The following is a 12,500-nucleotide window of genomic DNA, read 5'->3' on the forward strand; positions in this document are numbered from 1 at the left end:
CAAAATCCTAACGTTCTTCAAAAGGAAGCCGAAAGAATCGGGTATCCTTTGATGATTAAGGCAACCGCGGGAGGAGGAGGAAAAGGAATGAAACGGGTTTATGAACCAGAAGAATTTCTCACCTCGCTCGAATCGGCTCAAAGGGAAGCGCAAAAAGCTTTCGGAGACGGCACCGTATTTCTGGAAAAATACATAGAGATGCCTAGGCATATCGAAGTGCAGGTTTTCGGGGATAAACACGGAAACGTTATGCATCTTTTCGAACGGGAATGTTCGATCCAAAGAAGACATCAAAAGGTGATCGAAGAATCTCCGGCTCCAAACTTGTCCCCCGCAATACGGGATGAAATTTGTCAAGTGGCTGTCAAAGCGGCGCAGTCTATCGGTTATGTGGGGGCTGGAACCGTAGAGTTCATTTTGGGAAAAGACGGAAAGTTTTATTTCTTGGAGATGAACACAAGACTTCAGGTGGAACATCCTGTGACCGAATACATCACGGGCCAGGATCTTGTGGAATGGCAGATTCGAGTGGCGGAAGGAAAAAAACTTTCCGAACTCACCGGCGAAAAAACGATTACTCAGAACGGACACGCAATCGAAGCGCGTATTTACGCGGAAGATCCCGAAAATAACTTCTTACCTTCCACAGGTATATTAGAATATATTGAATTTCCAAATCGTGACTTTTTGCGGGTGGATACGGGAGTTGAAACAGGTTCGGAAATCACGGTATATTACGATCCGATGATTGCAAAGATGATCTCTTGGGGAAAGGATAGAGAAGAATGTGTGGCTCGCCTAAAAGAATCCATCGATTCCACGGTGATTTTTGGGCCGGTGACGAATACGTTTTTTCTTTCCGGAATTCTTTCCCATGAGGAATTTAAAAAAGGACGTATTCATACTCATTTTCTGGAAGAACAAACGATTCTTTTCGCTCCCGAAAGAGAAGTACAAGCCGATGCGTTTTCTTTTGCGGCGGCCGCACTTTCCGAAAAGAAAAGATCCCAGGGAATTTGGGAAGCGGTTGGTCCGGGAGGCTTTTGGTGATCGAAGAAAATTTTCGATTTAGACACGGGGAAGAAGAAATTCCAGTTCGAGTTTGTTCTAGTTCACCCGGAGATATATCCGTATCGATTGTATTAGGCGGAGTCGTTCACGACTTTCGGATCTCCGGAAATTTTCAAAGCGAAGGCGGCCTTTTTTCAGGGCACAACTGGAGAATTCTCAGGAAAGGAAATCGGATTTTTATTCACCACAAAGGTTGGAACACGAAGGTAGTTCTTTCGAATCGAGAAATTCATTTGGAAGAAGGAAGCGGAGGTTTGATCAAAAGCCCGATGCCTGGTAAGGTGATTCGTATTGGAGTTTCCGAAGGGGACTCCGTTAGAAAAGGAACTATACTTGCAATTGTAGAAGCGATGAAAATGGAAAACAATATTCTTTCTCCGGGAACCGGGACCGTAGAGCAGGTTTTAGCAAGTGAAGGAAACATGGTTTCCCAAGACGACGTGATTTTAAAGTTGAACCTGGGCTGATATTAAGTTACTAAGCCCTGCATGAGTTGAACGTGAATTTTAGTACAAATCCGTCTTTTAGGCGCGATCCTAACGCGAGCGGCAAGTACATAACCAACCCCACAAGTAATGGGATCTCAAGATCAATTTGTCGGAATTACGACAAAATCCCCCGTGAAACTTAGTTCCCACAACGCGCCCCTTAGGAAGCGTTGTGCCTGAGTTTCCCCTTATTTTTGGGTGGGGGGAGAATAACTCTATTTCGCTCTCTACGGGTCGCGAAATAGGTGGAAAGGCTCGGGAGACTTTTCTCTATCAGAAAATCATACTTTTTGCAAGTAAAAAGCCTCATTCTTGTCGGAACACTTGCGTTTTATTGTATGTAAAGTTCTATCCACTAAAATCTAATCCCTAATCACTGACACGTCGGAACACTTGCATTTTATTGTATGTAATGTTCTATCCACTAAAATCTAATCCCTAATCACTGACGCGTCGGAACACTTGCATTTTATTGTATGTAATGTTCTATCCACTAAAATCTAATCCCTAATCACTGACACGTCGGAACACTTGCGTTTTATTGTATGTAATGTTCTATCCACTAAAATCTAATCCCTAATCACTGACACGTCGGAACACTTGCGTTTTATTGTATGTAAAGTCCTAACTCCTAAACCCTATCCACTAACTCCTTGAAAAATATCAGTTTTTGATCCTTATGATCCCAAAAGCCTTCTTAATTTGTGGGTAAGGTCATGGGCAAGTAGGCCGTCCTATAAAAGTTGTTCTTGTTAAAAGACGAGTCCAACGAGAACATTTGCATTGCCGGGAAGAAAGTGTTTAAGAGAAAAGTGATTCAAGAAAAAAAAACTATCTTGCGCTTGATTGTTCTTTCGGAGAGAAGTTTCGTATAACGTTTCTTTGATTTTCCATTGGAACACGATCAATCGAAACAACTATGGAGATCCGGTTTATGCGGTTTCACACGGAGTCGTATTATGCACATCTTTCCAAAATTGGCGTTTCCAAAGGTGATAAGATCAAAAAAGGAAAGAAGATCGGAAGAATCGGAGACGCAAACCGGCGTTACGGACCGCATCTTCACTTTGAAATGCGGAATGATTTTTTTCTTCCGACGGATTTGATTTCCCCCTAGTCAAAGGCAAATCGAATGGGACCGGGCTACAGCGGAAATTCTTTGGGTTATCTCAATCCGAAAGAGTTCATTCGCGACCATCGAAAACTAAAAAACAAAAGCCTGATTCGTAGCGATAACCGATAAAACCCAACGACTTAAAGAAGTGTGAATCTTTGATTCAAAATTCATAAATTAATTTTCTCGCTTTCTCCGCGAATTCACGTTATTTGCCATCGTTTATTTCCTGGACTCTTGAAAACGCTTCGCTGTAACTTCTGATCGTTGTCATTTTCACCTTCCTTTTTATGACAATTTTTCTAGGACACTATACCCAACTCATTCGAAAATAAATTTGCTCGGATATCATACCAAATGTTATGGATAAAAGAAGTTACGTCCGAGATTTCGAAGCGTATTTCCGAATTCTTTGAAAAATCCAATTGACAGTATATGCCTGAACCGTTTCCGTTTGGTTCTGAAATAAAGAAGCGAGAAATTTCATGAAAAGATTTCTGAAAATCATAGGTGTTGTAGCGGGTTTGTTTTTTCTAACCGCAGGAGCGGCGTATGCACAAGAGGATTGTTCAAAACTGGCTTTTATGGACGATGTTTCAAGGAAGCCAAGGACGGATTTACCTTTTCAGATTTCAGAAATGAGACGCCTGAGGCCGGAAGATATCTGTAAAAAGAAAGAAGGTTGGTTTCCCACCGGTCTTCCTCTTTTAAACTCCGATCCGAATGTGGGTGTGGGATACGGAGTTCGTGTATTCTTAATCAACAACGGAAAAAAGACGGATCCGTTTTTTGAATATACGCCTTACCGTTTTCGAATGTTTGCTCAGTATTTTAATACGACCAAGAACAGACAGTATCAGGACATCAGTTTCGATGCTCCTTATATTTTCGATACTAAGTGGCGACTTCGAGGAGATTTGATTTACGATACGAATCCGAATACGTTGTATTACGGAGTCGGAGAAAGGTCGTTGCAGAGTCTTTCCTATCAAGAGCGAAATCAACCCGGTGGAGAAATTGCGAGAAACTCGACGTATCATGAACGAGAAAAGAATATTTATTTTACGAGGCCCGGAGGTCCCGGAGATCCGGTCGATTTTCAGGGAGCCAACTATTCCGGTTTTCCTACGAACGATGCGTTTCGAGTCACCGATAGAATGTATAATCGTTACGATATCCGTTCCCCACAATTCAATCTCAGTGGGGAACATATCTTCTTCGGGGGATTGGTTCGAATGGTTGCGGGACTTAGGGTTTCCCAAAATATCGTCAAGACTTTTGACGGTCAGTTTGTGAAAAGTAGGGACCCATTGACGGAAGGAACTCCTTTTAGTAATTCGGGTATGGCTCCGAATGGAAAAACGAAAGTTACCGAGGACGCCGAAGCGGGAAAAATTATCGGGGCCAACGGAGGTAACGTAAATTCGATGCGATTCGGGTTGGTTTTGGATACTCGGGATTTGGAACCCGATCCGAATCGAGGAGTATTTTTAGAAGCGACTTATGAGAAAATCGCTAAATCTTTCGGGTCCGATTTTCAATATTCCAAGTATTTTACTCAGATCAAATTATTCTACAGTCCGTTTCCGAAAGTCTTTGATAAACTAGTGATTGCCGGTCGAGGAGCGTTTGGTTTGACGGAGGGAGAAGCGCCTTTTTTCGAGTACAGAAATCTCTGGTCTACGGAAGGAGGAATTACTGGACTCGGAGGCCTAAGAACTTTACGTGGTTATAAACAGGACCGTTTTACCGGGAAAGCGATGGGATGGGGAAACATTGAACTGCGTTGGAAATTTTTCGATTTTAACGTAGCCGGACAACATTTCGCTTTAAATCTTGTGCCTTTTGTGGACTTCGGTCGGGTGTGGGACGATGAGCATAATGTGGGGCTAAAAGATTATAAATATTCCCGAGGTTTAGGATTTAGAATCGCTTGGAATCAGAGTACGATTTTGATGTTGGACTACGCCGTTTCCAAGGAAGACAAACAGATATTTATGAATTTTAACCACATTTTTTGAGGAACTCATGGAAAAATATAAAAATATTATAATATTCATTATCGCACTATTTCTTTATACGAACTGTGAGGAAAAGCCAGACGATACGACTCTGGGATTTATCAACGAGGACACAAAGGTTTTACTTGCGGGAATGTTGATTTTCAACTCTTATTCGACGGATGTGGCTTCCGGAACGATCACGGATTTCACGAGCGGACTTATGTGGAAAATTTGTACCCAGGGTCAGATTCTTAGAGTTGGGCAAAACGGACAGTACGATTGTGAAGGAATCAACGATGCTTCTACGATCATCGGAAGATACGGGGCCTCTCTTTTTCAGTATTGTTCTCTCAATTTAAACGACTGTAATACGATTTCTCTACCGCCGGTTTTGGTCGGACAAACACCCGGATTTTCAGGAATGAGTGAAGCTTATAATTCTTGTAGTCAGGATCGTACCGGACAACATTCCGATTGGAGGCTTCCCACCTTTCCGGAGTTAAAGGTTCTAACTGGTTCTGGAAGCTTGAATGCGTTTCTCATAAAATTTCCGAATACGGTGGAAGACTATTACTGGACTTCTTGGGCACAGGAAGGAACGGTGGATATGGCTCGTGTCGTAAATTTTGAAGCTACTCATTTTGGGGAAAATACTTTTTTCACGAAAACGAGCCGGTACTTCGTTCGTTGTGTCAGAAATCTTCCTTAATAAATCCGAGTTTACATAAAGCCATGGAGGTGAAAGTTCTCCTTCTTCCCACTTTTGTGGGAAAGATATTTCGTATTATATATCATTTGTGGTTCGGGAAAAGGAATTAGATAGTCGGGATTGGCTTTTTCGGTTGGCTTCTTCCTGCAATTCACGAAAGAGATTAGGGCGGAACTTTGGCAAATGGGGGACGATGAGAGAATTTTTAGAGCTACTTTCCGAAATATGAGAAAAATGTTATGTACGATTTGAAAACATTGATCTCTACGGCGGTACTTCGTAAGCTTTTGATTCCGAAAGATGAAAATAAGAATCCGATTTTTAAGTTACAAACTTTTTTCGTTTCTCTTTTTTACAGAAGAAGGAAATGGGGTTTTAGAGGATTTTGTAAATCCGTTCTTTTGATTCTGATCTTTTTCGTATGTGTATTTGTTCCGTACTTAAAAATTTTCGCTCAAGAAAATTTTACAGACTGCGATAAACCTGAAGCGAGAAAGGATCTTCCTTTTCCGATCGATCGGGTCAAACAGATGTGTAAAAAGGATTTAAACAACAAAAAAGAAGGTTGGTATCCTACCGGGCTTCCATTGGTCAATTCCGATCCGAATGAGGGGATTGGGTACGGAGCTAGAGTTTACGGATACAACAATGGAAAAAAAAGTGATCCATTGTTCGAATATACTCCGTACCGACTTCGCTTTTTCGCTCAATATTTTAATACGACAAAAAATGCGCAGTATCATCAGCTCAGTTTGGATATGCCCTACGTAGCAAACACTCGTTGGAGACTTCGCACCGACGCGCTTCTTACGATTACTCCGACTACTTTGTATTTCGGTGTGGGAGAATCTACTTTAAAACCTCTCGCATACCAGGAACGAAATCAGCCCGGCGGAACCCAGGTCACAAACGCAGAATACAATTCTCAAGAATCCACATTTCTATATCAGAGACCCGGAGGCCCCATCGATCCCATAGAATTCGGAGGAAGAGTTTATTCCGGAGTTCCGGCGAGCGAGGGTTTTAAGGTGACCGATCGTATGTATAATCGTTATACGATCCAAACTCCTCAGTTGAACTTCAGTTCGGAAAGATCCTTTTTGCACGGAACTTTGAGACTTGTGACCGGTTTTCGTTTTTCGAATAACATCGTAAAGGCGAACGACGGAAAGTTTGTAAAATCGGTCGATCCGATCTTTGACGAAACCCCTCTCAGCAGTTCGGGAAAGGTTCCGAACGCAAAGACAAGACTTACGGAAGATGCAGAGGCTGGAAAGATTCTGGGCTACCACGGAGGATTTGTGAATACTGTCAAGATCGGCCTCGTGTATGATACAAGGGATTTCGAGCCCGATCCGAATTCGGGAGTTTTTTTAGAGGCAACTTACGAAAAGGCTTCCAAAGTGATCGCTTCCGATTTTGATTTTCAGAAATATTTCGGACATGCAAAATTCTTTTATAGTCCTTTTCCGAAGACATTTGAAAAATTGGTTCTTGCGTCCCGGTTCGGTTTCGGAGTTTCAGACGGAGACGTGCCGTTTTTTGAATATAGAAATCTTTGGGGAACGGAAAATACTGTCACGGGGCTCGGAGGCCTAAGAACGCTTCGGGGTTATAAACAGGATCGATTCGTAGGACGTGCGATGGGTTTCGGAACTGTGGAAGTTCGCTGGAAATTCTACGATTTTTCGGTTGGAGGAGAATACTTCGCGTTAAATATAGTTCCGTTCTGGGATTTCGGTCGGGTATGGAACGACGAACATAAGGTTGGTTTATCGAATTACAAATATTCTCAAGGTTTAGGTCTTAGAATCGCTTGGAATCAGGCAACGATCATCATGATCGACTACGCGGTTTCCAGAGAGGATAAACAACTTTTCGTCAATTTCAATCACGCATTCTAAAAGTAAAATATTCTAATAATTTAAAATATTTTTTCCCTTAAAATCGGATTTTATCGTTGCGGATTTCCGTGTCGACACGGGAAGGACTTCTGTTTTCCGGATAGTCTGTGGAAAAATGAAGCCCTCGGCTTTCTTTTCTGAACAACGCGGACCGAATGATGAGTTTCGCTACAATCACCAAATTTCTTAGTTCGATTAAAGGATTGGTGATAATTGTTCTGTTGTAATAATCCTTTACTTCGTCGTAGATCAGATCCATTCTACGTTTAGCACGCTCTAGACGTAAATTGGAACGGACGATTCCCACGTAGTTGCTCATCGTATTTTTAATTTCGTTTAAATCGTGAGAGATCAAAACCCATTCTTCCGTATTGACCATTCCTTCCTTATTCCAAGAAGGGATTTCGTCGTGCGCCTTTGTGAAGTCAGGCTTTTCCTTTGCGATTCTTTTAGCGATTCGATTGGAGAAAACAAGACACTCCAAGAGGCTATTGGATGCAAGGCGATTTCCTCCGTGAACTCCCGTGCATGCGGTTTCACCCGCCGTAGAAAGATTCGGAATCGTTGTTCTTCCTTCTAAATCGGAAGACACACCGCCGCAAAGAAAATGTGCGACTGGAACGACCGGTATTCGATCCGTAGTGATGTCGATTCCGAGCTCTTTACACTTCTCGTAAATGGAAGGAAAGGATTCTTTGATCTGAGACGAAGAAAGATGAGTGACGTCCAGCCAAACATGCGGCTCCCCTCTTTTTTTCATCTCAGAGTCTATGGCCCTTGCGACCACGTCTCTCGGAGCCAGGTCTCCCATCGAATGATACCGTTTCATAAACGGTTCACCGTCTTTATTCAGTAGAATCGCACCTTTTCCTCGAACTGCTTCGGAAATCAAAAAAGAATCTCCGTCCTCGTGATAAAGTGCGGTCGGGTGGAATTGGTAAAATTCCATATTTTTGATGAGCGCTCCGGCCCTGTATGCGGAAGCGACACCGTCTCCGGTTGCTATCTTGGGATTGGTCGTATGGGAGTAGACTTGTCCAGCTCCTCCGGTCGCAAGAATCGTTTCTCTCGCCAAAATCGGAAAAACTTCCCCCGTATGATTGGAAAGGACGTAGGCGCCGTAGCAGATAAGTCCTTTACGTTTTAATTGGTGAGGCGTAATGAGGTCTACCAAAGTATGATATTCTAATATTTGGATGTTTGAATTTTGTTTGACCACGTTTAGAAGGGTCTTTTCGATTTCCCTCCCCGTTCTGTCGTGTGCGTGAACGATTCGATTCTTTCCGTGCCCACCTTCTCTGGAAAGATCGAATTTTCCAGAGGGTTCCAAATTAAACGGAACCCCGTAGTCGAGCAGTTCTTTGACGAGGGGAGGGCCTTCTTCCACGAGAACCTGAACGGCCGCCGGATCGCAGAGCCAGGCTCCCGCTTCCAGAGTGTCCCTGACGTGATCCTCGAGTTTATCGCTTTCCGCAAAGACGGAGGCAATTCCGCCTTGCGCGTAATTCGTGTTGGATTCGTAATCCGATTTTTTCGTGATGATGATAACGGAACCATAGGGAGCTAATTTTAAGGCCGCAAAGAGGCCAGTGATTCCGCTCCCTAAGACTAAAAAGTCCGTTTTGATACGGGGCATGTTATTTCTTTTTTTGTGTGTTTATCAGAGCTTCGATATAATCCAAAGAGCGAATCAATTGATAATCCGGTTTGATCGGATCGTTTTTATGAGCCGCGATGAATTCGGAAGCTTTTCCGTTCTTTTGAACCCAGGCTTCTAAACTCTTAACGTCGAAAGAACTCTTTTCCTCGGCGGCGGGCGGGAGTTCGGCAAGGTGGTTCCACATGTTCTCCTCCCTAAATCGGAACGGAAAGGATCCGTCTTCTTCGGAAGAAATTTCGATGTCCGGTTTTACCCCTACGACCTGAATCGTGTTTCCCGAAGGAGAATAATAGCGAGCTTGTGTGAGTTTAATCAGATAGTCGTTTCCGAGAGGCATCAATTTTTGTACCGTAGCTTTTCCGAAAGTCCTTTCTCCGAGGACCAAACCTCTTCCGTGATGTTTGATCGCACTTGCGACGATTTCGGAAGCGGAAGCGGATTTCGCATTGATTAAAACGGCTAACGGTAAATTGGTGATGTCCTTATTTTTAGCATAAGCGTCTTCTGGACTGCGGTTCGGGCTTTTGGTGGAAACGATCAAACCCTTTTCAATGAACATATCCGCGATATCAATCGCAAGATCCAAGTAGCCGCCCGCGTTGTTTCTCAAATCGAGGATCACCGCTTTGAGTCTGGTACCTTTTCCTTGCGCTTCTTTTTCGAGTTCTTTATACTTATCCACCAGTTCTCGGTCTACGGAAGGTCCGTCTTCCGACTTCACAAAACCGGTAAGTTTGATATAGCCGATATGTTCGTGGCCTTCGATCAGTTTACTGCTCAGATTTTTGATTTCGATCGTATCTCTTACGACTTCGATGTGTAAAGTTCCCGGAACTCCTTTTCTCTGAATGGTAAGCGCGACCTTGGAACCTTTTTTCCCTTTGATTTTTTCCACGACCTTATCCAAAAGGATTCCTTTGATCGATTTTCCGTCTACTGCAAGAATTACGTCTCCGGAACGTATGCCTGCGTTCACAGCGGGCCTTCCTTCGAGTGGATTTTCCACGACGACTTCTCTGTTTCCTCCACCTGAGAGAATGGCTCCGATTCCTTCAAAACTTCCGTCTTGGATTTTGGCCATTGATTCTTCCCAAGCGGATCTTAGAAATACGTTGCTATGAGGATCGAGAGAAGAAAGATAACCGTTCGCCGCAGCGAGCATAACGTCGTTCATTGTAAACGGTTCTTTGGATTTTTCCTCGGATTCTCCGAAAGGATCTTTCAGAGGAGAATCCTTGTATTTGTCCAGATTGGTTTCTATGAATGCGAGAACTCGATCAAAATCCTTTTTGCTAAAACCGGTTCGCTCCCATTTGGACGAAAGGACGTTCTTACGGACTTTTTCCCTTTCGACAATCTTTTTTACTTCCTCGTCGTTGACTTTGGATCTGTTCGCATCCTCTTTCAACTTTCGGTCTCTGATTTTCTCCACTTCCGTATAATCTGGATCAAAAAGAATAAAGGAATCGTCGGTTGAGATCTTGAATGTTTTTCCGGGAAAAATTTCGTCTTTTTCCTCGTATTTTTCTCTTTCCTTGAAATAACTTTCGGGATAGAGATAAATGGAATGAGGAAGCGATAAGAGGGCGTAGATTGCGGCTTCGCGATAAGCGCGATTTTTATCGATATTCTTATCGATATAATAACGCGAAACTGTGCTAATTACGTTATCAAAATCTTTGAGGGTAAAGTCTGCCTTGGCCGGGGACTTGCCGGATGTGGGCTCGCAGTATAGGATAAAAATGGTCAAAAGAGTGGAAAGTAACGACGAAAGCGTAGCGGATCCTTTTTTCAAACTCGTGTTCCTTCGGGAAATTTTCAGTTCATTCTCTATTCAAATCTCAAAGTGTCAATCTCTTTGGGGCGTAAGTTTTGTCTTCGTTCTCTTGATTTTCGGGTTCTATTGCTCAACGGTTTCCATGCCCGGTTCGGGAAGATTTGCGCTCGAAATGCTCCAAGAACAGGCGATTTTGGAATTTTACGGAACTCCCGAAGAAAGGGAATCTTCCGTGAAACTTCTCAAATCGAGTTGTCGGTCTTTGCATCCCGGCCGGGCCTTATCCTGTTACAATCTTTCCGTACTTTTATCTTCCTCAAAAAATTATCCCGAGGCATTGGAATACGCGCTTCGAGCGAGAAATGCGGATCCTTGGGATAGTCTTTATCGGGATCAGGTTTTTCAAGTCGCGTATCATTTGGAACTTGAGCAAGGGGAAGCAATTTCCGCCGACGAGGTGGAAAAAAGATACTTTAGAGCCATCAAAAATTGCAAGGACGGAAAAAAGAACGAAACTCTTGCGGACCTGATCGTACTCGTAGCTTTAAAGGAAATCGGGAGCGAGTCCTTGAAAAAGGGAATTTTTTCGGAATGTGTGGGGGAATCGGACGTACTCATCCACATAAGGCCCAATGAAGTGAATTATATGAAAGAATATTATAAATTTCTGGAGAACTCCCATCCGTATCGGGAAGTTTGGGACGTAAGTGGAGTGGTGCGTAAACAAACCTTGGAAAAAATGCAATCTCCGAATCAGGAAGTTACGAGAGCGTGGAAGGAATTTCGTCAGTCTGTAAAATCCAAAAACAAAATTCAAGCTACGGAGCATTTGAAGAAGTTCAGGGAAAGTCTGGAAATAATCTCACAAAAAAATCAGAACGCAAAAAAATTGGCGCTGCATCTAAAAAAAGCCGCGTTTTATCTGATCCAAGGGGATCCGAGCTTTGAAGGGTTTCGACATCTCACGAAAGAGCTTGAAGATAATCCTTAACACTTTGATCGATCCCGGTTTCCAAAGCTCTGGAAATCAGTCTGTGACCGATGGAAACTTCCCGAAGTCCCGGAAGGCGAGAAAAAACTTTCAGATTGTTATGGTCCAAATCGTGACCCGCATTGATTCCCATTTTTTGGTCCAGGACGACCTTCGCGGCAGGGATGTATAAGGATTCGAAACATTCTTGTCCGGTTTGGGGAGAACGATCGAATTTATCCGCAAAAGGGCCCGTATAAAATTCCACACGGTCGGCTCCGGTAAGAGAGACTAGTTTAAGGTTTTCGAGATCGGTTTCCACAAAAAGGGAAGTGCGGATTTTTTCTTTCTTTAGAATTTTAGAATATTCTTGAAGGATTGCTAGATCCTTTTTAAAGTCGAATCCGTGATCGGAGGTGATTTCTCCGGGAGTTACAGGAACAAGGGTCGCCTGATCGGGTCTTGTATTGAGGAGCAAATCTAAAAAACGAGGAGAGGGTTCCCCTTCTATGTTGTATTCAATTTTTGTGTTGTTCTTATAATTGTAGGAATCGATGAATTCTTTTAAGGAAAACACGTCGTCTTTTCGGATATGCCTTTCGTCTTCTCTGGGATGAACCGTAATTCCTTGGGCTCCCGCTTGAAGAACCAAATCCGCGAAATACAAAAGATCCGGAATGTTTCCGCCTCTCGAATTTCGGAGGGTGGCGATTTTGTTAATATTTACGCTCAGTTTGACTTTCAAAAACTCGACTCCCGAATGGACTTTTCACTAAGAGAAAATTTTCGGCTTTTCTGGAAATC

The 12,500-nt window shown here is 43.1% G+C and carries 9 protein-coding genes and 1 pseudogene (1 of these 10 cut by a window edge); 7 read left to right on the top strand and 3 right to left on the bottom strand.

Features of this window, described 5'->3' with window-relative positions; all coding sequences use genetic code 11:
• The 6 genes and pseudogenes from LEP1GSC062_RS10590 to omp85 (LEP1GSC062_RS10615) form a co-directional block, all read left to right on the top strand.
• Nucleotides 1–1,050: the 3' portion of an acetyl-CoA carboxylase biotin carboxylase subunit gene (locus LEP1GSC062_RS10590; RefSeq protein ID WP_020984215.1), read on the top strand. It extends 414 nt beyond the left edge of the window; only the last 1,050 of its 1,464 coding nucleotides appear in the window; its start codon lies beyond the left edge, outside the window; it ends in the stop codon at nucleotides 1,048–1,050.
• Nucleotides 1,047–1,538, top strand: coding sequence for an acyl-CoA carboxylase biotin carboxyl carrier protein subunit (locus tag LEP1GSC062_RS10595; protein WP_039941826.1), 492 nt, complete (start codon nucleotides 1,047–1,049; stop codon nucleotides 1,536–1,538). Before LEP1GSC062_RS10590 ends, LEP1GSC062_RS10595 begins: the two co-directional genes overlap by 4 nt.
• Before the next feature lie 915 nt (nucleotides 1,539–2,453).
• Nucleotides 2,454–2,802: pseudogene (locus tag LEP1GSC062_RS21675) on the top strand (peptidoglycan DD-metalloendopeptidase family protein); the annotation flags it as partial.
• 356 nt (nucleotides 2,803–3,158) lie between these two features.
• Complete coding sequence (gene omp85 / locus LEP1GSC062_RS10605) at nucleotides 3,159–4,694, top strand: Omp85 family outer membrane protein (protein ID WP_020984205.1); 1,536 nt, start codon at nucleotides 3,159–3,161, stop codon at nucleotides 4,692–4,694.
• Between the two features lie 7 nt (nucleotides 4,695–4,701).
• Nucleotides 4,702–5,385, top strand: coding sequence for a surface adhesin Lsa25 (gene lsa25 / locus LEP1GSC062_RS10610; protein WP_010577797.1), 684 nt, complete (start codon nucleotides 4,702–4,704; stop codon nucleotides 5,383–5,385).
• Nucleotides 5,386–5,624: 239 nt separating this feature from the next.
• On the top strand, nucleotides 5,625–7,289 hold the full coding sequence (gene omp85, locus LEP1GSC062_RS10615) for an Omp85 family outer membrane protein (protein ID WP_010577798.1): 1,665 nt from the start codon (nucleotides 5,625–5,627) through the stop codon (nucleotides 7,287–7,289).
• Between the two features lie 37 nt (nucleotides 7,290–7,326).
• On the opposite strand, the gene nadB is transcribed toward omp85 (LEP1GSC062_RS10615), so the two are convergent.
• Together nadB and LEP1GSC062_RS10625 are read right to left on the bottom strand one after the other, a co-directional pair.
• A complete protein-coding gene (nadB, locus tag LEP1GSC062_RS10620; RefSeq protein WP_010577799.1) occupies nucleotides 7,327–8,925 on the bottom strand; it encodes an L-aspartate oxidase in 1,599 nt (532 codons plus the stop codon).
• Nucleotide 8,926: 1 nt separating this feature from the next.
• Nucleotides 8,927–10,744, bottom strand: a complete 1,818-nt coding sequence (locus tag LEP1GSC062_RS10625) for a S41 family peptidase (RefSeq protein ID WP_020984254.1) — start codon at nucleotides 10,742–10,744, stop codon at nucleotides 8,927–8,929.
• On the opposite strand from LEP1GSC062_RS10625, the gene LEP1GSC062_RS10630 reads away from it, so the two are divergent.
• Complete coding sequence (locus tag LEP1GSC062_RS10630; protein ID WP_039941786.1) at nucleotides 10,692–11,717, top strand: hypothetical protein; 1,026 nt, start codon at nucleotides 10,692–10,694, stop codon at nucleotides 11,715–11,717. The two genes, LEP1GSC062_RS10625 and LEP1GSC062_RS10630, sit on opposite strands and share 53 nt — an antisense overlap.
• On the opposite strand, the gene LEP1GSC062_RS10635 is transcribed toward LEP1GSC062_RS10630, so the two are convergent.
• On the bottom strand, nucleotides 11,689–12,441 hold the full coding sequence (locus LEP1GSC062_RS10635; protein WP_010577801.1) for a pyridoxine 5'-phosphate synthase: 753 nt from the start codon (nucleotides 12,439–12,441) through the stop codon (nucleotides 11,689–11,691). The two genes, LEP1GSC062_RS10630 and LEP1GSC062_RS10635, sit on opposite strands and share 29 nt — an antisense overlap.
• Nucleotides 12,442–12,500 lie beyond the last annotated feature (59 nt).

Source organism: Leptospira alexanderi serovar Manhao 3 str. L 60 (genome assembly GCF_000243815.2).
Classification (GTDB): domain Bacteria; phylum Spirochaetota; class Leptospiria; order Leptospirales; family Leptospiraceae; genus Leptospira; species Leptospira alexanderi.

Excerpts from the sequence above, each read along its gene's own strand:
- LEP1GSC062_RS10630 (WP_039941786.1), top strand. The coding sequence starts at position 10,692 with ATGGTCAAAAGAGTGGAAAGTAACGACGAAAGCGTAGCGGATCCTTTT.
- omp85 (WP_010577798.1), top strand. The coding sequence starts at position 5,625 with ATGTACGATTTGAAAACATTGATCTCTACGGCGGTACTTCGTAAGCTT.
- omp85 (WP_020984205.1), top strand. The coding sequence starts at position 3,159 with ATGAAAAGATTTCTGAAAATCATAGGTGTTGTAGCGGGTTTGTTTTTT.
- lsa25 (WP_010577797.1), top strand. The coding sequence starts at position 4,702 with ATGGAAAAATATAAAAATATTATAATATTCATTATCGCACTATTTCTT.
- nadB (WP_010577799.1), bottom strand. The coding sequence starts at position 8,925 with ATGCCCCGTATCAAAACGGACTTTTTAGTCTTAGGGAGCGGAATCACT.